Source organism: Chelativorans sp. (assembly GCF_031180965.1).
Taxonomy (GTDB): Bacteria; Pseudomonadota; Alphaproteobacteria; order Rhizobiales; family Rhizobiaceae; genus Chelativorans.
On the sequence record NZ_JAPSLH010000033.1, the window covers coordinates 24,146 to 44,138 of the forward strand.

18 protein-coding genes, 1 tRNA gene and 1 pseudogene are annotated in these 19,993 nt (G+C 64.7%); 11 read left to right on the forward strand and 9 right to left on the reverse strand.

Annotated elements, in window-relative coordinates:
• The first annotated feature begins 14 nt into the window (after positions 1-14).
• Positions 15-1,235 carry an MFS transporter gene (locus tag RIN79_RS18830; protein ID WP_309086232.1) on the forward strand — a complete coding sequence of 407 codons (1,221 nt, stop codon included), beginning with the start codon at positions 15-17 and terminating at the stop codon, positions 1,233-1,235.
• On the opposite strand, the gene RIN79_RS18835 is transcribed toward RIN79_RS18830, so the two are convergent.
• Positions 1,232-2,266 carry a GTP-binding protein gene (locus RIN79_RS18835; protein WP_309086233.1) on the reverse strand — a complete coding sequence of 345 codons (1,035 nt, stop codon included), beginning with the start codon at positions 2,264-2,266 and terminating at the stop codon, positions 1,232-1,234. The genes RIN79_RS18830 and RIN79_RS18835 overlap by 4 nt on opposite strands.
• 1 nt (position 2,267) lies before the next feature.
• Entirely contained in the window at positions 2,268-3,371 is a 1,104-nt protein-coding gene (locus tag RIN79_RS18840; protein WP_309086234.1) for a D-alanyl-D-alanine carboxypeptidase family protein, read from the reverse strand.
• A gap of 182 nt (positions 3,372-3,553) precedes the next feature.
• On the opposite strand from RIN79_RS18840, the gene RIN79_RS18845 reads away from it, so the two are divergent.
• A complete protein-coding gene (locus tag RIN79_RS18845; protein WP_309086235.1) occupies positions 3,554-4,717 on the forward strand; it encodes a M20 aminoacylase family protein in 1,164 nt (387 codons plus the stop codon).
• 111 nt (positions 4,718-4,828) lie between these two features.
• A tRNA-Arg gene (locus RIN79_RS18850) sits at positions 4,829-4,905 on the forward strand.
• Between the two features lie 265 nt (positions 4,906-5,170).
• Here RIN79_RS18850 and RIN79_RS18855 read toward each other — a convergent pair.
• Positions 5,171-5,416 carry a hypothetical protein gene (locus tag RIN79_RS18855; protein WP_309086236.1) on the reverse strand — a complete coding sequence of 82 codons (246 nt, stop codon included), beginning with the start codon at positions 5,414-5,416 and terminating at the stop codon, positions 5,171-5,173.
• A gap of 328 nt (positions 5,417-5,744) precedes the next feature.
• Between RIN79_RS18855 and RIN79_RS18860 the strand changes: the two genes are divergently transcribed.
• From RIN79_RS18860 to RIN79_RS18870, 3 genes and pseudogenes are all read left to right on the forward strand, one after another.
• A complete protein-coding gene (locus RIN79_RS18860; protein WP_309086237.1) occupies positions 5,745-6,404 on the forward strand; it encodes a Crp/Fnr family transcriptional regulator in 660 nt (219 codons plus the stop codon).
• Positions 6,405-6,441: 37 nt separating this feature from the next.
• Positions 6,442-6,591: a hypothetical protein gene (locus tag RIN79_RS18865; RefSeq protein WP_309086238.1), complete on the forward strand. Its 150-nt coding sequence runs from the start codon at positions 6,442-6,444 to the stop codon at positions 6,589-6,591.
• A gap of 240 nt (positions 6,592-6,831) precedes the next feature.
• A pseudogene (locus RIN79_RS18870) lies at positions 6,832-6,986 on the forward strand (site-specific integrase); the annotation flags it as partial.
• 86 nt (positions 6,987-7,072) lie between these two features.
• Here RIN79_RS18870 and RIN79_RS18875 read toward each other — a convergent pair.
• Positions 7,073-7,270, reverse strand: coding sequence for a hypothetical protein (locus tag RIN79_RS18875; RefSeq protein ID WP_309086239.1), 198 nt, complete (start codon positions 7,268-7,270; stop codon positions 7,073-7,075).
• A 306-nt stretch (positions 7,271-7,576) separates the two neighbouring features.
• On the opposite strand from RIN79_RS18875, the gene RIN79_RS18880 reads away from it, so the two are divergent.
• The 3 genes from RIN79_RS18880 to RIN79_RS18890 all read left to right on the forward strand — a co-directional run bounded on the left by RIN79_RS18880 (position 7,577) and on the right by RIN79_RS18890 (position 12,280).
• A complete protein-coding gene (locus tag RIN79_RS18880) occupies positions 7,577-9,103 on the forward strand; it encodes a glucan biosynthesis protein (RefSeq protein ID WP_309086240.1) in 1,527 nt (508 codons plus the stop codon).
• A 190-nt stretch (positions 9,104-9,293) separates the two neighbouring features.
• Complete coding sequence (mdoH, locus tag RIN79_RS18885; protein WP_309086241.1) at positions 9,294-11,108, forward strand: glucans biosynthesis glucosyltransferase MdoH; 1,815 nt, start codon at positions 9,294-9,296, stop codon at positions 11,106-11,108.
• Positions 11,105-12,280: an OpgC domain-containing protein gene (locus RIN79_RS18890; protein WP_309086242.1), complete on the forward strand. Its 1,176-nt coding sequence runs from the start codon at positions 11,105-11,107 to the stop codon at positions 12,278-12,280. The genes mdoH and RIN79_RS18890 overlap by 4 nt, the downstream gene beginning before the upstream one ends.
• Before the next feature lies 1 nt (position 12,281).
• Here RIN79_RS18890 and lysA read toward each other — a convergent pair whose 3' ends face one another.
• From lysA to argH, 3 genes are read right to left on the reverse strand one after another with little or no spacing between them, the layout of a single operon-like run.
• A complete protein-coding gene (lysA, locus tag RIN79_RS18895; RefSeq protein ID WP_309086243.1) occupies positions 12,282-13,547 on the reverse strand; it encodes a diaminopimelate decarboxylase in 1,266 nt (421 codons plus the stop codon).
• A 59-nt stretch (positions 13,548-13,606) separates the two neighbouring features.
• Entirely contained in the window at positions 13,607-13,810 is a 204-nt protein-coding gene (locus RIN79_RS18900) for a lipoprotein (protein WP_309086244.1), read from the reverse strand.
• 34 nt (positions 13,811-13,844) lie between these two features.
• The gene (gene argH, locus RIN79_RS18905; RefSeq protein ID WP_309086245.1) at positions 13,845-15,266 is read right to left on the reverse strand and encodes an argininosuccinate lyase; all 1,422 of its coding nucleotides are present in this window, start codon (positions 15,264-15,266) and stop codon (positions 13,845-13,847) included.
• A 36-nt stretch (positions 15,267-15,302) separates the two neighbouring features.
• Between argH and RIN79_RS18910 the strand changes: the two genes are divergently transcribed.
• Both RIN79_RS18910 and RIN79_RS18915 read left to right on the forward strand, forming a co-directional pair.
• A complete protein-coding gene (locus RIN79_RS18910; protein ID WP_309086246.1) occupies positions 15,303-15,965 on the forward strand; it encodes a TlpA disulfide reductase family protein in 663 nt (220 codons plus the stop codon).
• 80 nt (positions 15,966-16,045) lie between these two features.
• Positions 16,046-18,319, forward strand: a complete 2,274-nt coding sequence (locus tag RIN79_RS18915) for an acyl-CoA dehydrogenase (RefSeq protein ID WP_309086247.1) — start codon at positions 16,046-16,048, stop codon at positions 18,317-18,319.
• Positions 18,320-18,347: 28 nt separating this feature from the next.
• Here the strand turns inward: RIN79_RS18915 and RIN79_RS18920 are convergent, their stop codons facing one another.
• Complete coding sequence (locus tag RIN79_RS18920; RefSeq protein WP_309086248.1) at positions 18,348-19,229, reverse strand: 3-hydroxybutyryl-CoA dehydrogenase; 882 nt, start codon at positions 19,227-19,229, stop codon at positions 18,348-18,350.
• A 117-nt stretch (positions 19,230-19,346) separates the two neighbouring features.
• The coding region (locus RIN79_RS18925) for an FAD-binding protein (protein WP_309086249.1) at positions 19,347-19,993 on the reverse strand (647 nt) is incomplete at its 5' end.

Sequence of the window (19,993 nt, forward strand, 5' to 3'; positions counted from 1 at the left end):
GAGGAGGCGGGTCGATGAGAGTGCCGGTCGAAGATTTTCCAGCCGCCTCGGCCGCGCGCCCGACAAGCGTTGCCGGACGCAACGCCACGATCCTGTTCCTGAGCGCGCTCACCATCATGGCCGGTGCCACGATCTCGCCGGCGCTGCCGGCGATCGAGGCGCATTTTGCCGAAAGCCCGAACGCAGCGCTGCTGACCAGATTGATCCTCACCGTCCCCGCCCTGTCGATTGCGTTCTGCGCGCCGGTGGCGGGCGTCTTCGCCGACCGCTACGGCAGGCGGCCCGTCGCGCTGGCGTCGGTATTGCTCTATGCCGCGGCGGGCATGTCGGGGCTCTACGCCGATTCCCTCCTCATACTGCTCGTCGGCAGGGCGCTGCTCGGCGTCGCGGTCGCTGGCATCATGACGGTGGCGACGGCCCTCGTCGGCGACTTCTTCACGGGTCCTGCGCGCGAGCGCTTCATGGGGCGCCAGTCGGCTTTCATCGGCATCGGCGGGCTTTTCTTCCTAACGGGCGGCGGGCTGCTTGCCGAGTTCCATTGGCGCGCTCCCTTCGCCGTCTATGCCATTTCTCTTGCGCTGCTGCCGGCGGTGCTTCTCTTCATTCCGGAGCCGCGGCGCGCCTCGGCCGCTGAGAGGGCGCAGGCACGGCAGGAGGCGGGGCCGCTCTTCACGCTGCCGCTCCTGGCTGTATTCGGGGTGGCGATCCTGAACAGCGTCGTCTTCTATCTCATGCCGACGCAATTGCCGTTCCATCTGCAGGGGGTCGGCGTCGACGCTCCCGTTCTGGTCGGAGTCGCCATGGGGCTGATGACGCTTTGCGGGGCGGTCGTCTCGTTCTTCTACGGACGCGTGCGGGCGCTGGTGAGCGTCCCCGGCGCCTTTGCGCTGGGGTTTTCGGTCATGGCTGCCGGCCTCCTCCTGGCCGGGCTGGCCGGCAGCTTTGCCGCCGTCCTGCCGGCGGCGGCGCTCGTCGGCTGCGGTCTTGGCACCATCATGCCGACGCTCGGTTCGGCATCCATGGCTTTGGCCTCCGACAGCAATCGCGGCCGCGTGTCGGGGATGCTCACGGGGAGCATCTTCTTGGGGCAGTTCATCTCGCCCTTCGCCAGCCAGCCTCTGGTCGCGGAAGGAGGATATGCAACGGCCTTCGGCGTGGGCGCCGCTTCGATCCTAATTGCTTCGCTCATCGCGCTCGCCGTGGCGGGCGGCCGCAGGCGACGGATGGCAGCCTAGAAGCGAAGGCCGGGAATCGCGAGGGGGTTGTCCTCCAGGGCGCCGCGGTCGGGCGTGTCGACCGCCGCCTGCCCGGCAAAGGCTGCGAAGATGCGGCGTATGTAGTCCGTGTCGAGCCCTCGGCCGATGACGACGATGCGCGTACCCCGTTCGCCGCGCGGCCATCCGGCAAGCCGCTCCGGCCTGTGCAGGAGCTTCTGCGCGCCCTGGATCAGAAGCGGGCGGTCGGGATGCTCGGCCGTTTCCACCAGTCCCTTGATGCGCAGGATGTGGTCGCCCTGTTGCGTCGTCAGAAGGTCGAGGAAATTCTCGACCGCCGCCAGCGGTATCGGCTGATCGTGCGTAACCGTGATGCTGTGGAACTGGTCGTGGTTATGGGCGGCGTGATCATGCCGGTGGTCCGCCCCGCTCCCGGGCAGCCGCGTCCGGTCCAGGGCAGATCGCATGAGATCTTCCAAGGAAGCGGGGCGGCGGTTGTCGAGCAGTTCGGCGCCGGGATTGAGAGCGGCGAGTTTTTCCAGGAGGGCCTGCCGGTCCTCTTCGAGCGCAAGGTCCGCCTTGGTCATCACGATGCGATCGGCGACCGCTACCTGGCTGCGGGCTTCCTCGAACTCATCGAGCGTGGAGGGTCCGTTGACGGCATCCACCACCGTGACCACGCAGTCGATGCGGTAGAGACGCGAAAGCTCGGGATGGGCGATCACCGACTGCAGGATCGGCACGGGCTCGGCAAGGCCGGTCGTCTCGATGATGACGCGGCGCGGTCGCTTGTCACGTTCGGCGATCAACAACAGCGTGTCCACCAGCGCGCCGCGGACCGTGCAGCAGAGGCAGCCGCCGCCGAGCTCGATCATGCCGTCGGCAGCCTGCTCGACCAGCAGGTGGTCAATGGACACCTCGCCGAATTCGTTGACGACCACCGCCGTGTCTGCCGCGGAAGGCAGTTTCAGGAGCTTGTTGAGCAGCGTCGTCTTGCCGGCGCCGAGGAAGCCGGTGAGGATGAAGAGCAGAATAGGTTGAGGACGGTCCATCTCATCCGCCCTGAGCCGCCGGAACCTGCTCGGGCGGATAGGGCGGGCGCGGCGTCGGAATGGGCACGTTCGCGTAGCGGGACTTGGCAGCCTTTTCCGCCGCCGTACTGCTTAGGCCCACGGCAACGAGCTTCGGCTCGCGGTCCATCGGCTTCACATAGCTCGACGTCGTGACCAGCCGGCCCTGGTCGTCGCGCTGCTTCGAGCGCTGCGCCACCGCCTCGGGCGAACAGATCTCATCACGAATATCGCTCACCGTCTGAACGGTCGCCTCCGCCGGCTGGATGCTTGCGAGCGTCGGCTTGTCCAAGCCGGCCTCGGCGAAGCCTCGGGTCAGGAGTTCGGCGGCAAGCTCGGCGCGCTGCACCTGCGACTGCGCGCCGAGTACCACCGCCGCCAAGGTGCGTCCGCCGCGCGTGGCAGTCGCTACGAGATTGAAGCCGGAGGCGCAGATATAGCCCGTCTTCATTCCGTCCGCGCCTTCAAAGCGGCCGATCAGGAAGTTCGTGTTCTCCTTGACCGACTTGCCATATTTAAGCGCCTCGATCGCAAAATAGCTGGCGTATTGCGGGAATTCGGTGCGCAGCGCACGCACCAGCACCCCCAGATCGCGCGCGGTCGTATATTGCGAAGGGCCAGGCAGCCCGTGTGCGTTGACGAAGTGGCTGTCGGTCATGCCGAGCCGCTGCGCTTCCGCGTTCATCCGGGCGACGAACCCTTCTTCCGTGCCGCCTACAGTTTCGGCGAGTGCCGTGGCGACGTCATTGGCGGAAATCACCATGATGATCTTCAGCCCGTTGTCGAGCGTTAGTTCGGCGCCGGGGGAATACCCCATCTTGCTCGGCGGCTCACTCGCCGCGTTTTTCGAAATGCGCACCGGGGAATCGAGCTTTACCTCGCCGGCCTCGAGCGCCCGGAACACCACATAGGCTGTCATCAGCTTGGTCAGCGAGGCGGGGTACCAGCGCTCGAACGCATCCTCATGCTCAAGCACGCGGCCGCTGCCCACATCGAGGAGCAGATAGGGGCCGGCGAGCGCCGGAAGGCCCGCAAATGAGAGAAGTGCCGCAAGCAGAATGACCGGTATGTCTCGCCGAAGCCGCATCGCTCGCCCCAAATCCGTGTTGCCTGCCTGTCGCCGATATCCGTAAGATGTGCCCATGTCCCGCCCGCGGAACCCGCCCCATGCCGCCGCGATAGTCAGCGCATGTGTCGTCATGATGGCAGAAATCCGATGGCGCATTGTCCCGAAAGTTTCCGCCCACCGCAAGCACAGGAAGGGTTTTCATGCCGATCGTGAACCGAGCAGCAGAACTTCACGAGCAGATCACCGCGTGGCGCCGTGACCTGCACCGCAGGCCGGAAATCCTGTTCGACGTTCATGAGACCGCCGGTTTCGTCGCCGCCAGGCTCGGAGAATTCGGCTGCGATGAGGTCGTGACCGGCATCGGGCGGACCGGCGTCGTGGGGATCATCCGCGGCCGTCGCGGCGCGGGTCCCTGCATCGGCCTGCGCGCCGACATGGATGCATTGCCCCTGCAGGAGGCGACCGGAAAGCCCTACGCCTCCGCCATTCCCGGCCGCATGCATGCCTGCGGCCACGACGGGCACACGGCGATGCTCCTGGGGGCGGCAAAATATCTCGCCGAGACGCGCAATTTCGCCGGCACGGTCGCCGTCATCTTCCAGCCGGCCGAGGAAGGGGGCGGCGGCGGCAACGAAATGGTGAAGGAGGGCATGATGGAGCGCTTCGGCATTGGCCGCGTCTTCGGCATGCACAATCTGCCGGGCCTGCCGATCGGTCACTTCGCTATCCGGCCCGGGCCGATCATGGCTTCGACAGCGGAGTTCACCATTACGGTACAGGGCAAGGGCGGCCATGCGGCCATGCCCCACAAGACGATCGATCCCGTGGTGATCTCGGCGCAGATCGTGCTTGCGCTGCAGACGATCGCGGCGCGCTCCGCCGACCCGCTGGAATCGGTCGTCGTGTCCGTGACCAAGATGCATGGCGGCGAGGCCTACAACATCATTCCCGATACGGTCGAACTGGCGGGCACGATCCGCACGCTGAAGAAGGAGCTTGCGGAGCTTGCGGCCGAGCGGCTGCAGGCAATCTGCAGGGGCATTGCCGAGGCCCATGGAGCGAGCGTCAGGGTCGACTACGACCCGAACTACCCGGTAACCGTCAATCATCCGGCGGAGACGGAATTCGCCGCCCGGGTCGCCGCCGAGATCGCCGGCGAGCCAAACGTGATCACCGACGTCGCGCCGACCATGGGAGGCGAGGATTTTTCCTACATGCTGGAGGCGCGGCCCGGCGCCTTCATCTTCCTCGGCAATGGCGACAGCGCCTACCTCCACAACCCGGCCTATGACTTCAACGACGAAGCGATCCCGCATGGGGTGAGCTATTGGGTGCGCCTGGCGGAGACAGCGCTGGCCGGCTGAGACGCGGCGGGTGCGAGCGGCAAAATGTCTCGCCCGCCGCGCGTGCGTCGCCAAACCCCCTTCCATTCCCGCTTGGCGCTGACGATCTGACGCGCTATGAGTCCCTGAAATGGTCCCGTAGCTCAGTAGGATAGAGCATCAGATTCCTAATCTGAGGGTCGCAGGTTCGAATCCTGCCGGGATCACCAACGAATTCAGCTCGTTGGCTTCAACAAGCAGCTGGCAGTATGTCGCGCCTTGTTGCGAACCAGTTCCCTTGATTTCCAACGGTTGTCGCTCACACTCGGCTGCTCACGCGACATGGATGCGACATACCGGATCAAGATGTTAGCGGGCTCCTTCGCCGCCGATGCTGTCGTGGTGCCCAGCGCTTCGACGGAACTCGTAGCTGCGACTGCCGTCACGCTGACCTGGCGGTGGAGCAGGTGGACCTGGCCCGCTCGGCTCTGTCGCTCATCCTTTAGCCGTCAAAATTCCCTGCTTCGCACGTGTGTCGAAGGCGACATTGCCACCCGCTTCGATAAGCGCCTGCGCGATCAGCTCGCTGAGCTCCTCGTCGGTCCACGTGGTTTCGGGCATGATGTAGCGGATGCGGCGCGTCATGTCAGCGATTGAAATCGGATGGCTATCGCTGCGGTTTAGGACATAATTTCGGATCGCAGCTCGCAAGCGCGGCACCGGTTGGCTGTTGATACACATAGCCTCACTCCTTTGATGAAGCATGACAGTAGCCTCTGTCCCGGTGCGCGCATTCAAGTTTGATAAGAAAACCTCGAAGAACCCCGGGCGAACCTCGAGGTAGAAGGCATTCTGATCCGAGGCCCCTTAACCTTTGTTGTTGTCTAAGCACCGCTAACGTGAAACGGTCACCTATCATTGACAAACGGCACAGGCGTCGATGGCTGGGAGATAATTTTCGCTCTCGCCTCAAGGTGAGCACGCAATGCCCCACTCCCCTCTTATTCGAATGTTCAATGCAAGAGCCCATTTGACTCCTGACGAAGAGGCAGCGCTCAGAAGCCTGCCCATGCAGGTCAGAGCCATCAAAGCAAAACAAAATGTGGTCCGGGAAGGCGATCGGCCCACGCGTTCCTTCGCTCTGCTCGAAGGAAATGCATGTACGTACCAGAATCTCGACAGTGGGAACCGTCAGATCATGGCGTTCCATGTCCCGGGCGATGTTCCCGATCTGCAAAGCCTCCACCTATCCTATCTCGATCACAGCGTGGGTACCGTCGGCCCCTGTACGGTGGGCTTCATTGATCATGCCGATCTGCAACGCATTTGCCGTGATTTCCCGCGGATTGCGGCGGGGCTCTGGCGCCTCACCCTGATCGACGCGTGCATCTTCAGAGCGTGGATCAGCAATCTTGGTGCAAGGAAGGCAGATAGTCGCGCAGCTCATCTGATTTGCGAAACCGTAGTCCGCATGGACGCAGCCGGACAGGTAGAGAACGGTCGCCTTAGCTGGCCAGTGACGCAAGCCGACCTCGCAGACGCGCTAGGCATCTCGATTGTACATGTGAACAGGACATTGACACAGCTACGAACGGCCGGGTTAATGACATTACAGCGCGGCACCCTTACTGTTTCTGACTGGCCGAGGTTGAAGGATCTAGGAGAATTCGGTTCTGAGTATCTTCACCTATCGTCCGACAAAGACCATTCCAGGCCCGAGCTGAACTAGCTGAGAAACTCAAAATGTCAGCGCAGGAGCGCAGATCGTGATGAAGCACGGTCGCGATCTCCCGTTCCTTCTGCCTCTCGCGCTTGGCGATCTCAGCCGCCGTCTTGCCCTGAACGCAGTACAGCATGAGGCGCTCGAACGTGAATTGGCCGCGGCTGTCGACCCGAGCCTCTCAAAGCTTCAATAGCAGCGAGCCGCCCCTCCGAAATTCCGGCCTTGTATCCGGACCGCGTGCCGCGGAGGAAATCGCTTGCGCTGGCAACGGTCACGCCGGCACGCTCCCATAGGATCGCGAAGTGATGCCCGCGTGGGAAAGCGCGTCCTGCTTGTTTCGGCCGTACCGCCATACGAAGGTGCCGGGCCGCGCGTGGTTTGCGGGTGTCGGAGATCCGAACCTTCGCCGCCGTGATCTTCGCACCCTAATCCGCTGCGGCATTTTCACGCATCCTGGTGCATCAATCGGCGGGAAGATGGCGGGCTGGGGCTGACGCCAAAGACGGTACAGCGCCCAGGCATTCCTCTTTTCCCGCGCACCGACGATGCTGAGAACTGGCGGCCGCAGAAAGCGCGCTATTGGGCTGACGCGACAGAGATAGCTCCATACGATGCCCTGAAAGGCCTTGCGAAAGATTCCCGATATGAGGGTCGCAGGTTCGAATCTTCCGGGATCACCATCCCCACCCATCGATGCGTTTCCAGCGACCCAGTGTTGCACTGCACGCATTGCTGAATGCGTTGAAAATCTTGCTTTTTTGCATGACCACCGGTATGAGCAGGCCAGGTTTGGCATCCGCCATGCTGCTCTGCACTGGAAAAGCCGTCTCCAGGCAGGGAAGGCCTTGTGGGTCGGCTTCGCGCTTTCTCATGGTCTCGCGTCGCGCAACAACCACGGCAGTGACAGGCGGCGGTCGGTCCGCTGCCGCCCGCTATCCGCCGCGGGCGCGGCCATCCGCCCCGGCTAAGTCTCGGCGCCGCATCAAGAATTTATGACAACGCGTCTTTGAATTTTATGCCGCCGGGCGTTGGCTTTCCAGGGCAGCATGCTTCTCTTGCCGTAATTCTGACCAACACGTCCCCGCATTCGGCGCACCGTAACATCGAAGCAGGTTTTCATGGATCGACGTTCTTTCATTCTCCGCGGCGGCGCGGTTTTTTTGGGGGCTCCCGCATTCTTGAGCAGCGCCATTGCCCTGGCACAGCAGGAGGGCGCCCCGGCCGCCGGCCAGGCTCAGCCTTTCTCCTTCGATATTCTGACGGCGGCGATGAAGGAGAAGGCGGGCCGGGAGTACCAGCCGGTGGCAGAGACGCTGCCGGAGGCGGTCACAGAACTCACCTATGATCAGTATCGCGCAATCGTGTTCAGGCCCGAGGCGTCGGTCTGGGCCGGCCAGACGCCGTTCGAACTGCAGGCCTTCCACCCGGGCTGGCTCTTCAAGCAGCCGGTGCACATCCATGTGGTGGAGAACGGCGCTGCCGCGCGGCTCCACGTTGGCGCAGAGATGTTTGAATATCGCGCGCCGCTCGTCGACCCGGCGAAATTCCAGGGTATGGACTTTCCGGGGGTCGCGGGCTTCCGCCTGCTCTATCCGATCAACAGCCCCGACCGGATGGACGAGATCGTCTCTTTTCTCGGCGCGAGCTATTTCCGGGCGCTCGGACGAGACAATTTCTATGGGCTTTCCGCACGCGGGCTCGCGGTCAACACGGCGACGTCCGTGGGCGAGGAATTCCCCATGTTCACGGACTTCTGGATCGAAAAGCCGCAGCGCCGGAACAAGGCGGTGACGGTCTATGCGGCGCTCGACAGCGCCAGCGTGACGGGCGCATATGCCTTCCAGATCGCCCCGGGCAAGAACACGGTCATGGAGGTCACCGCTCGGCTCTTCATCCGCAAGGATATCGAGCGCCTTGGTATCGCGCCGATGACGTCGATGTTCCTCTTCGCCGAGAACAACCGCAACAGCTTCGACGACTTCCGCGGCGAGGTGCATGACAGCGAAGGCCTGAAGATCGTGCGCGCCAGCGGCGAGGAGCTGTGGCGCAGCCTCAACAATCCCCGGGAGCTTGCGAACTCCTTTTTCGGCGAGACGAGCATCAAGTCCTTCGGGCTGTTTCAGCGCGACCGCGACTTCGACCACTACCAGGATGCCGAAGCCCACTACGAGCGGCGGCCCTCGCTTCTGGTAGAACCGCTCGGCGATTGGGGGAAGGGCTGGATCAACCTGGTGGAGATCCCGACCGAGCTCGAGGTCAACGACAACATCGTCGCCTTCTGGATGCCGGACGGCGAGATAAAGGCCGGCCAGGAGCTCGAATACCGGTACCGGCTGACCTGGGGCGCCATCGAGGAGCCCACAGAGACGCTGGGCCGAGTGATCGCGCTGCGCTCCGGAATGGGCGGCGTGTCGGGGGTGGAGAATTCGGAGGATCTCAGGAAATTCGTCGTCGATTTTGACGGCGAGGTTCTGCGGAACCTTTCTCCGGGATCGAACGTTGAAGCCGGTCTTTCAGTAAGCCGGGCGGAAATCGTGCACACCGCAGTTTCGCGGATTGAGGCCACCGGGGCATGGCGGCTGGTGATCGACCTCGTTGCCGAGGGCGACGCGCCAGTCGAGATGAGCGGATTTTTAATCTTGGACGGCCAGAGACTGACCGAAACCTGGACATATCAGTGGAGACGTAGCGATGGGCAGTCCTGAAGAAAGCTTGCGGGTGCGTCGGGCTGTTCAGGAGAGCGCGCTTCCGGCCGCTCCCATGGCCATGCCGGAACAGGTGCTGACGCGGCAGCGCGTTCGGGGCCTGCTGCTGCGGCCGCTATTTCAGTGGCTGGCGCTGAGATAGCCTTATTCATGCCGGCTTCGCGCCGGCCCGCCTCCCAAGGATATTTTAATGGTTACCCTGCGGCGCGCATTTTCCATTTCCTTTGCCTTGCTCATGGCGCTGGTGGCAAGCTACCTAGCGATCGGCTTTTTCAATGTCGACGGACTTCAGTGGCTGGACATCGCGCGCGTCCTCCTGCTCGCAGTCAGCACCGCCTGGCTCGCCTGGGGCGCTGTGCTGGCGCTGAACGGGCTGCTCTCCTTCGACCGCTTCAAGGTTGCCCCCCGATCGCGCGGGCCGATCACCGCCACGACCGCGGTGCTCGTCCCGGTCTATAATGAAGACCCGACCAAGACCTTCTCGCATGTAGCGGCGATGGCCAGGAGCCTCGCGCGTACCGGGCATTCCCCGCGCTTTGACTTCGCCATTCTTTCGGACACCAACGATCCGCAGATCGCGGCAAAGGAAGAGTTCTGGCTGGCTAGGTTGCGCCAGGAGGTCGGCGAGACCTGCCGCATCTTCTATCGCCGCCGCCTTTCCAATCCGGGCAAGAAGGCCGGCAATATCGCCGATTTCATCAAGAACTCCGGCGGGATCTACGAATACCTCATCATCCTTGACGCCGACAGCCTCATGGAAGGCGGGACGATGGTGGAGATGGTGCGCCGCATGGATGCCGATCCGGAACTCGGGCTCCTGCAGAGCCTGCCGAAAGTGGTGCGCGCCCGCTCCTTCTTCGGCCGTGCCATCCAGTTCTCTGCCTCCTACTATTCGCCTATCTATGCCCAGGGCCTTGCCCTGTTGCAGGGCAGGGAAGGACCGTTCTGGGGCCACAACGCCATCACCCGCACGCGCGCCTTCGCCCAGAGCTGCGGTCTGCCACAACTGCCCGGAAAGCCGCCTTTCGGCGGCCACATCCTCAGCCACGACTATGTCGAGGCGGCGCTTCTTGCGCGCAACGGCCTGAAGGTGAGGATCGACCCCGACCTGCGCGGCTCCTTCGAGGAGGGGCCGGACAATGTCATCGATTACGCCAAGCGCGACCGCCGCTGGTGCCAGGGCAATCTGCAGCACAGCCGCATCCTCGGCGCACCGGGGCTGAAGGGCTGGAACCGCTTCGTCTTTATCCAGGGCATCATGGCCTATGTCGCAGCCCCACTCTGGGCGCTGTTTCTCGCCGCCAGCATAGCCGCGCCGGCGATGCAGGTGATCCCGGACTATTTCCCCGTTCCGGGCCTGCCCGTCTTCCCGCGCGTCGAGTCGGCCAATGCGCTGGCGCTGCTCACCGGCGTCGTCGGCCTGCTGCTCGGGCCGAAACTCCTCATCCTCGTCGACGGGATGCTTTCGGGGCGCAACCGGCGCTTTGGCGGCAGTCTGCGCGCTTTCTTCAGCGTGCTCGTCGAGATCGCCTGCACGAGCGCGCTCGCGCCGATCATGATGCTGTTCCAGACGCGCGCGGTCATTGAAATCCTCTCCGGCGCCGATGCGGGCTGGCCCGCCGCGAACCGGGAGGCAGGCCGCGTCAGCGTGGCGGAAGCATGGGCAGCGAGCTGGTGGATCGTCGTCGTGGGGCTGGTCACGATCGGCGCCGCCTATAGGCTGGCACCAGAATATCTGCCCTTCGTCCTCCTCGTCGCCGCGCCGCAGGTGCTTGCACCGCTGGTTATCAGCTCGACCTCCTACGCGAGCATGCGGCTGGGGCGCTCGTCATTGGGCCTGTTCGTCACCGGAGAGGAGCTCTCGCCCACGCCGGTCATGCGTGAGCAGCAGGCCGTGCTGGCCAGATGGCGCGCCGACACGGTCGAAATCGCGGAGCCCGCTGTGGTCCCCACTGTGATCGATGGTATCTCGCGGACATCCGCCGAGGCCGGTACCGGCAGATGAGCACGACAATGCCGGTTCAGGGCGTCGGCCGCGACCACCGGCTCGACGTCTTCCGGGGCTTGGCCCTTGTCACGATCTTCATCAACCATGTCCCCGGCAACGTCTTCGAGAACCTCACCTCGCGCAATTTCGGTTTCTCCGACGCCGCCGAGGCCTTCGTGCTCATGTCCGGCATTGCCGTGGGGCTTGCCTATGCGCGCGGCTTCCGCGCCGGCGACCTCTTCAAGTCCGCCATGCGTGTGTGGCGGCGGGCTGGAACGCTCTATGTCACGCATATCGTCACCACGGCGCTGGCGGTGGCGATCCTTGCCGCAGGGGTCGTCTTCCTCGACACGATCGATGTCCTGCCCCGGGTGAACTTCACCGTCCTGCTCGACCAGCCGCTGAAAGCGATGATCGGCCTGCCGCTGATGACGCATCAGCTCGGCTATCTCAACATCCTGCCGCTCTATTCCACGCTGCTCCTCATCTCGCCGTTCTATATCCTGATAGGGCTCTGGAGCCGGCTTGCCCTTGTGGCGGTCGCCTTCGCCGTCTGGGTGCTGGCCGGCACTTTCCGGCTCAATGTGCCCAATTTTCCGCTGGAGGGCGGCTGGTTCTTCAATCCGGTGAGTTGGCAGCTTGTCTATGCGATCGGCATTGCCGCCGGGCTGGCGGCGCTCGAAAAGCGGAAGCTGGTGCACTACAGGAGCTGGCTGTTCACCCTGTCGCTCGCCTACCTCCTCTTCTCCTTCCTCTGGGTCCGGGGCGAGATGGGGCCGCTGCCGATCGAACCTTATCTGCCCTTTTATCTCGGCGGATTCGACAAGACCTTCCTGCCCCTGCCGCGCCTCTTGCACGTGCTGGCGCTCGCCTATGTGCTGACCAATCTGGCCGCCGTTTCCCGCCTTCTTGCCCTGCCCGCCTTCCGCCCGATCGAGCTCATCGGCCAGCATGGCCTCGCCGTCTTCGCCGTCGGGTCGGTGCTGTCGATCGCGCTGCAGGTGTTCCGGGCCCGTTACGAGACCAGCATGTTCGAGGATGCGGCGCTGATTGTCGGCGGATTGCTGCTGCAATACGGGGTGGCCCTGTTCCTTTCCGCCACCTCCGACAAGAAGCGGCCGGAAAGGCAGGCCCTCTCCAGCGAGCCGCTGATGGCCGGCCGGGCAGTCGAGCAGGCCTCGCGCTCGTAAGTCACAGCCAATCGGGCAGGGAATCGAGGCCGATCAGCTCTTCGTAGGTGGGCCGGGGACGGACGATGTGGAACCGCTCGCCATTCACCAGCACTTCCGGCACAAGCAGGCGGGAATTGTAGGTGCTTGCCTGCACCGCGCCATAGGCGCCTGCAGTGGCTACAGCGATGAGGGCGCCTGCCCGCATCGCCGGCAGGTCGCGGTCCTGCGCCAGGAAATCGCCGGTCTCGCAGACGGGGCCTACCACATCCACCTTCATGCGCGGCGCATCGGGCCCGGGCTCGCGCACCGGCCGGATCGCATGGTAGGCATCGTAAAGCGTCGGGCGGATGAGATCGTTCATGGCCGCGTCGACGATCAGAAAATTCTTCGCCTCGCCCTCCTTCACATAGAGGATTTCCGAGACGAGGATGCCGGCATTGGCGACGATCAGCCGGCCGGGCTCGAAGATCACCTTCAGCCCCAGCCGCGTGACATGCCTGCGCACGATTTCGGCATAGGCGTGCGGCAAGGGCGGAGGCTCGTTGTCCTCGCGATAGGGCACGCCCAGCCCACCGCCGAGATCCACATGCTCGACGGCATGGCCGTCGGCGCGAAGCGTCTCGGTCAGCTCGGTGAGTAGCGCGAAGGCGCGGTCGAACGGCTCAAGCTCGGTGATCTGGCTGCCGATATGCATGTCGATGCCGGTGACGCGCAGGCCCGGAAGCTTGGCCGCGCGCGCATAGGCGGCGCGGGCATCCTTCCATGGAATGCCGAACTTGTTTTCCGCCTTGCCGGTGGAGATCTTCTTGTGGGTCCTGGCGTCCACATCCGGATTGATGCGCAGCGAGACGGGAGCCTCGATGCCCAGCGCCTCCGCGCGCGCGGACAGAAGCTCAAGCTCCGGCAGAGATTCCACATTGAAGCAGAGAATGCGCGCGGAAAGCGCAAAATCCATCTCGCGCGCCGTCTTGCCGACCCCTGAAAAGAGGATTTTGTCGGCCGGAATGCCGGCGGCAAGCGCGCGGCGCAGCTCGCCCTCGGAAACGACATCCGCCCCAGCGCCCAGCGAACCCAGCGTCTTCAGCACCGCCTGGTTGGAATTGGCCTTCATCGCATAGCAGACGAGCGTGTCGAGGTCCGAAAACACCTCGCAGAAGACGCGGAAATGCCGCGTCAGCGTCGCCGTGGAATAGCAGTAAAAAGGCGTGCCGACGGCAGCGGCGATCTGCGGCACCGGCACGTCCTCGGCGTGAAGCACGCCGTCGCGGTAGTGGAAATGGTTCATCACACGGCTTCTTTAAGGGAGCGCGCCAGGACGCCGCGCTCAGGCAATTTCCGCATTCGTCAAAGCAGCCGGTCGAGGATGAATGGCCGGTCCTCAACCGGCTTCTGCGGTTCGGGCGGCACGGGCCGGTAGTTGCGTTCGGCGTCCCGCCGCGCCTCAACCGCAGCCTCATAGGGCGTGTCGAGCGGGCCTTTGCGGCCGCAGGCGGAAAGCCCGACCGCAAGGCCGAGCACGAGAAGGGTGAGCGTTGCGCGCGCTTTCATGGCCGTCCGATCTCCCGAGAGGATTCCCGCGTTTCTAGCGGCTTTTGCCAAGGCTTGCATCCCGTTTCAGCCGCTTCCGCCAGTAGCGGATCTGCCGACGCACTTCGGCCGGCGCGGTCCCGCCATAGGAGGTGCGGCTCTTCACCGAGTTGGCCACCGAAAGGACGGAATAGACCCCGTCCGTGATCGCGGGGTGGATCGCCTGCAGGGCGGGGAGCGGCAGCTTTTCCAGCCCGCATTTTCTCACCTCGGCCAGCGCCACGGCGCGGCCGGTCACGTGATGCGCCTCGCGGAAGGGCAGGCCCGCCTCGCGCACCAGCCAGTCGGCAAGGTCCGTCGCGGTGGAAAAGCCGCTGCCGGCCGCCCTCTTCATGGCGGCCGTGTTCACCTCCATGTCGCCGATCATGCCGGTCATGGCGGCGAGCATCAGGTCAAGCGTCTCGGCCGCATCGAAGACCGCCTCCTTGTCCTCCTGCATGTCCTTGGAATAGGCGAGCGGCAGGCCCTTCATGACGGTCAGGAGCCCGATCAGGTGGCCGTTCACGCGGCCGGTCTTGGCGCGCACGAGCTCGGCCGCGTCCGGGTTCTTCTTCTGCGGCATGATGGAGGAGCCGGTGGAAAAGGCGTCGGAGAGGCGGATGAAGCCGAATTGCGGCGTCGACCAGATGACGATCTCCTCCGCCAGCCGCGACAGATGCGTGCCGCATATGGCAGCGATGGAGAGGAACTCCAGCGCGAAGTCGCGGTCCGACACGCTGTCGATGGAATTGCGCGTCGGCTCGCGGAAGCCGAGCGCCTCGGCCGTCATATGGCGGTCGATGGGGAAGCTCGTGCCGGCGAGCGCCGCGGCGCCGAGCGGGCACTCATCGAGCCGCTCTATGGCATGGCGTACCCGCGTGCGGTCGCGGCCGAACATCTCCACATACGCCATCAGGTGATGGCCGAAGGTGACGGGCTGCGCCGCCTGCAGATGCGTGAAGCCGGGCATCACGGTCGCCGCATGCTCCTCCGCCCGGTCGAGAAACGCCTGGATCAGGCGGCCAAGCGCACCGTCGATGCGCAAAAGCTCTTCCTTAACCCAGAGACGGAAGTCGACCGCCACCTGGTCGTTGCGCGAGCGGGCGGTGTGCAGCCGACCGGCTGCGGGGCCGATCAGCTCGGCCAGCCGCGCCTCCACATTCATGTGGATGTCTTCGAGCCGGGTCGAGAACTCGAACCTGCCCGCTTCGATTTCGGCCAGGATCGTCTTCAGCCCGTCGGCGATCTTCTGCTCGTCCTCGGCCGAAATTATGCCGGTTTTGGCGAGCATCGCCGCATGCGCTAGGCTGCCGCGGATGTCCTGCGCGTAGAGCTTGCGGTCGAAGCCGATGGAGGCATTGATCGCCTCCATGATGGCGGCAGGGCCTGAGGCAAAACGTCCGCCCCACATGCGGTTGCTGGCTTCGTTTTCGCTCATCGTGATAACCGGGCGCAGAATATCGGGGGTGCCGAGATGAAGTGGAACTTTCCAGCGGTTCGTCTGGTCGCGCTTTCTGCGGTCGCAGGCATTCTCGCCGGGGCCACCGCCCTATACGTGATCGGCGTGCCGGATGGCAACACGGGTGCTGAGACGGCGGAGGAGACCGCCTGCGCGGCAAAGGCGGAGCGGGTGGCGGCGCTGGAGCCTGCCGTCGGCGGCGAGGTGGCGGCAATGCTGCCCGCCGATCCACCGCAATCGCTCTCCGATCTCCGCTTCAACGGACCGGACGGCACGGCGATGAGCCTCGCGGACCTCTCCGGCAAGGCCGTGCTCATAAATCTCTGGGCCACCTGGTGCGTGCCCTGCCGGGTCGAGATGCCGGCGCTCGACAGCCTGCAGCGCGAGATGGGCTCGGACGCCTTCGAGGTGGTGGCGATCAATGTCGATCGCGGCGGCGACGAGAAGCCGCAAGCCTTCCTGCAGGAGACCGGCATCCGGTCTCTCGCCTACTATCGCGACGACACGATGGGCGTCTTCAACGATCTGAAAAGGCGCGGCCTGGCCCTGGGCCTGCCGGTGACGCTGCTCGTCGACGAAGACGGCTGCCTGCTTGCCCATATGAACGGGCCGGCGGAATGGAGCAGCGAGGACGCGAGGAAGCTGGTAGAAGCGGCGCTTCCCCAGGCGGGAAGCTGACCCGGGCGATTGGTTGGAACCGCCTCGCTCCCGTCGGCTTTGCTGCTATAGTCCGTCCTGAGGATGAGAGGCATGAGCCTATGGATTTCCGCACCTTCCGCCGCGAGCGCCTGACCGCGCCCATCTTCAAATGGGCGTCAAAGATCATGCCGCCCATCTCTGAGACGGAGCGCGAGGCGATCAATGCCGGCACGGTCTGGTGGGACGGGGCGCTGTTCTCCGGCAATCCGGACTGGAACGAGCTTCTGCGCATGCCGCCCGCCAAGCTTTCCCCGGAAGAGCAGGCCTTCATGGACGGGCCGGTGCGCGAACTCTGCGCCATAGTCGACGACTGGACACTCAACTTCCGCGACCGCGACCTGCCGAAGCATGTCTGGGACTTCATGCGCGAGAAGAAGTTCTTCGGCATGATCATCCCGAAGAAATATGGCGGGCTGGGCTTCTCCAACACGGCCCATTCGGAGGTGGTGCGCACGCTCTCTTCCGCCAGCGTGGTGGCGGGCGTGACGGTGATGGTGCCGAACTCGCTCGGGCCGGGCGAGCTGCTCATGCATTTCGGCACGGAGGAGCAGCGCGATTACTGGCTGCCGCGCCTTGCCGACGGGCGCGAAATCCCCTGCTTCGGCCTCACCTCGCTGCAGGCGGGCTCGGACGCGGCGGCGATGACCGACACGGGCGTCGTGGAGTACGGCATGTGGAAGGGCGAGCGCGTGCTCGGCGTCAGGCTCAACTTCCACAAGCGCTATATCACGCTGGGGCCGGTCGCCACCGTAATGGGGCTCGCCTTCAAGATGCGCGACCCGGAGAATCTCCTCGGGCGCGGCGAAGAGCTTGGCATAACCGTCGCGCTCCTGCCGACGGATACGCCGGGCGTCAGCCATGGCGAGCGGCACATCCCGCTCTTCACCTTCTTCCAGAACGGGCCGCTCTACGGCAAAGACGTCTTTGTGCCGCTGGACCACATACTGGGCGGCGAGAAGCAGATCGGCCAGGGCTGGACCATGCTGATGACGGCGCTCGCCGCCGGGCGCAGCATCTCCCTGCCGTCCCAGTCTGCGGCTTCGGCGGCGATGGCGGCGCGCGCTACCGGCGCCTATGCGCGCGTGCGCTCGCAGTTCAATGTGCCGATCGGCTTCTTCGAGGGCGTGCAGGTTCCGCTCGCCGAGATCGCCGGCAACGCCTATCTGATCGACGCGGCCAGGCGGCTAACGCTGTCCGCCCTCGACCATGGCCACCGGCCCTCGGTGCTCTCGGCCATCATGAAATACCACGCCACGGAACGCATGCGCCGCTCCATGACCCATGCCATGGACGTGCATGGCGGCAAGGGCATCATCGAGGGCCCACGCAACTATCTCGCCTCCGGGTATCGCTCGGTGCCCATCGGCATCACGGTGGAGGGGGCGAACATCCTCACGCGCAACCTGATGATCTTCGGGCAGGGCGCGATCCGCTCGCATCCCTTCATGCTGAAGGAGTTGATGGCGCTCTCGGACGAGGACAAGGAGCGGGGCTTGGAGGCCTTCGACGAGACCTTCTGGAGCCATCTCGGCCATGCGGTGAAGACGGCGGGCCGCGCATTTGTGCGTGGCTGGTCGGGCGGGCTCTTGGGACCCGCGCCCAAGGGCGCGGCGATGCCGCGATACTGGAAGCGGCTTTCGCGCCATACCGCCGCCTTTGCCCTGACCGCCGACCTTGCGCTCCTGACGCTGGGCGGCGCGCTGAAACGGAAGGAGATGATCTCCGCCCGCCTCGGCGATATCCTCGCCGAGCTTTACCTGCTCGGCGCCGTGCTGAAGCGCTTCGAGGACGAAGGCCGGAGGCCGGAAGACCGGCCCATCGTCAGCTACCTCATGCAGCAGGGCGAAAGCCGCATCGCCACGGCTTTCCGGGGCGTGCTGAGCAATCTGCCGGCGCGCTGGGCGGCTTTTCTGGTGCGGTTCGTCGCCTACCCCTTCGGCGTGCCCGATCCCGTCCCCTCGGACCGGCTGATCACGCGGCTCGCCGAAATCCTGATGAAGCCGTCGGTCCAGCGCGACCGGCTGACGCCGGGCCTCTATCTCGGCGAAGGCCATGCCGAGCATCCGATCAAGGATCTGGAAGAGGCGTTCCAGCTGGTGACCGAGGCCGCGCCCGCCGAGAAGAAGCTGCGCGAGGCCCGCATCCGCGACGTCGAGGAGGCATTCTCGAAGGGCGTCATCTCCGCAGGGGAGCGCGATCTCCTGACGCGGATGGCCGAGGCGGTGGAAAAGGTCGTGGCGGTGGATGCCTTCCCGATGGAGGACATTTCGCCCATCGCGGAGCAGCACCTGAAATCCGCGGAAGAGCGGCGGCAGGAGCAGGCGGCGGAATAGCGCCGCGAGCTTTTCCGAAACGCCGCTGCTACCGCGTCGGCACCGGCGGGTCTTCGCGATAGTCGTAGAAGCCGCGGCCGGTCTTGCGGCCCAGCCAGCCCGCCTCGACATATTTCACGAGCAGCGGGCAGGGCCGGTATTTGGAGTCGGCGAGGCCTTCATAGAGCACCTGCATGATCGACAGGCACGTGTCGAGACCGATGAAATCGGCCAACTGCAGCGGCCCCATCGGATGGTTGGCGCCGAGGCGCATGGCCGTGTCGATCGCCTCGACCGAGCCTACACCCTCATAGAGCGTGTAGATCGCCTCATTGATCATGGGCAGGAGAATGCGGTTGACGATGAAGGCCGGAAAGTCCTCGGCCACCGTGATCGTCTTGTCGAGACTCTGGACGAATGCCCGCGCGGTCTCGAAAGTCTTGTCCTCGGTGGCGATGCCGCGGATCAGTTCCACCAGCTTCATGACCGGCACGGGATTCATGAAATGGATGCCGATGAAGCGCTCGGGCCGGTCCGTCTGCGCGGCCAGACGCGTGATGGAAATGGAGGAGGTGTTGGTGGCGAGAAGCGCCTCCGGGTTGAGGATGGGGCAGAGCTGCGCGAAAATCTTGCGCTTGATCGTCTCGTCTTCCGTCGCCGCCTCGATGACAAGATCGGCATCGGCGAGGTCGTTCAGGGCCCTTGCCGGCGCGATCCGGCCAAGCGCCTCCTGCCGCGCCCTCTCCTCCAATTTGCCCGAGGAGACCTGGCGGGCCATGTTGCCGCTCACCGTGGCGATGCCCGCCTCGATGCGCTCTGGCGAGATGTCGTAGAGCTCCACGCGATAGCCGGCGAGCGCGGCTACATGGGCAATGCCGCTGCCCATCTGACCGGCGCCGACAATACCCACTGTCCTGATAGTCGCAGTCATGGTCGTGATCCCCTGGAAGCGCGCTGATGCCGCATCCGCCCTTGCTGCGCTGCAAGGTAAAAGGGCGGGGACGCCTCGTCTACCCGCCCTCCAAAGATTCTGCGCATTTGCGGCGGATCAAAGCGCCTTTTCGAACTCCGGCAGGATCTGGAAGAGGTCGCCGACAAGCCCATAGTCGGCGACCTGGAAGATCGGCGCCTCCTCGTCCTTGTTGATGGCGACGATGACCTTGGAGTCCTTCATGCCAGCAAGATGCTGGATGGCGCCGGAGATGCCGACGGCTATGTAGAGGTCGGGCGCCACCACCTTGCCGGTCTGCCCCACCTGCCAGTCGTTCGGCGCGTATCCGGCGTCGACCGCCGCGCGCGAAGCGCCCACGGCCGCGCCCAGCTTGTCCGCCACCGGCAGGATCACCTCCTGGAACTTCTCCGCCGACCCGAGCGCCCGGCCGCCGGAGATGATGATCTTGGCGGAGGTGAGCTCCGGCCGCTCGCTGGCGGCGATCCTGTTCTCCACGAAACGCGACAGGCCGGGATCGGCCGCCGCGCTCGCCGTCTCTATTGCAGCCGAGCCGCCGGTGCCCGCCGCCTGAAAGGAGGAGGTGCGCACGGTGATCACCCGCTTCGGATCGCTGGATTCCACCGTCTGGATGGCATTGCCGGCATAGCTCGGCCGCTTGAACGTCTTCGCGTCGATCACTTCGATGACGTCGGAGACCTGCATCACGTCGAGGAGGGCTGCCACGCGCGGCATCACATTCTTGC

Bases quoted from the DNA above. Each gene is read 5' to 3' on its own strand.
- RIN79_RS18830 (WP_309086232.1), top strand. From the start codon at position 15: ATGAGAGTGCCGGTCGAAGATTTTCCAGCCGCCTCGGCCGCGCGCCCG.
- RIN79_RS18835 (WP_309086233.1), bottom strand. From the start codon at position 2,266: ATGGACCGTCCTCAACCTATTCTGCTCTTCATCCTCACCGGCTTCCTC.
- RIN79_RS18840 (WP_309086234.1), bottom strand. From the start codon at position 3,371: ATGCGGCTTCGGCGAGACATACCGGTCATTCTGCTTGCGGCACTTCTC.
- RIN79_RS18845 (WP_309086235.1), top strand. From the start codon at position 3,554: ATGCCGATCGTGAACCGAGCAGCAGAACTTCACGAGCAGATCACCGCG.
- RIN79_RS18855 (WP_309086236.1), bottom strand. From the start codon at position 5,416: ATGTGTATCAACAGCCAACCGGTGCCGCGCTTGCGAGCTGCGATCCGA.
- RIN79_RS18860 (WP_309086237.1), top strand. From the start codon at position 5,745: ATGCAGGTCAGAGCCATCAAAGCAAAACAAAATGTGGTCCGGGAAGGC.
- RIN79_RS18875 (WP_309086239.1), bottom strand. From the start codon at position 7,270: ATGAGAAAGCGCGAAGCCGACCCACAAGGCCTTCCCTGCCTGGAGACG.
- mdoH (WP_309086241.1), top strand. From the start codon at position 9,294: ATGGTTACCCTGCGGCGCGCATTTTCCATTTCCTTTGCCTTGCTCATG.
- RIN79_RS18890 (WP_309086242.1), top strand. From the start codon at position 11,105: ATGAGCACGACAATGCCGGTTCAGGGCGTCGGCCGCGACCACCGGCTC.
- lysA (WP_309086243.1), bottom strand. From the start codon at position 13,547: ATGAACCATTTCCACTACCGCGACGGCGTGCTTCACGCCGAGGACGTG.
- RIN79_RS18900 (WP_309086244.1), bottom strand. From the start codon at position 13,810: ATGAAAGCGCGCGCAACGCTCACCCTTCTCGTGCTCGGCCTTGCGGTC.
- argH (WP_309086245.1), bottom strand. From the start codon at position 15,266: ATGAGCGAAAACGAAGCCAGCAACCGCATGTGGGGCGGACGTTTTGCC.
- RIN79_RS18910 (WP_309086246.1), top strand. From the start codon at position 15,303: ATGAAGTGGAACTTTCCAGCGGTTCGTCTGGTCGCGCTTTCTGCGGTC.
- RIN79_RS18915 (WP_309086247.1), top strand. From the start codon at position 16,046: ATGGATTTCCGCACCTTCCGCCGCGAGCGCCTGACCGCGCCCATCTTC.
- RIN79_RS18920 (WP_309086248.1), bottom strand. From the start codon at position 19,229: ATGACTGCGACTATCAGGACAGTGGGTATTGTCGGCGCCGGTCAGATG.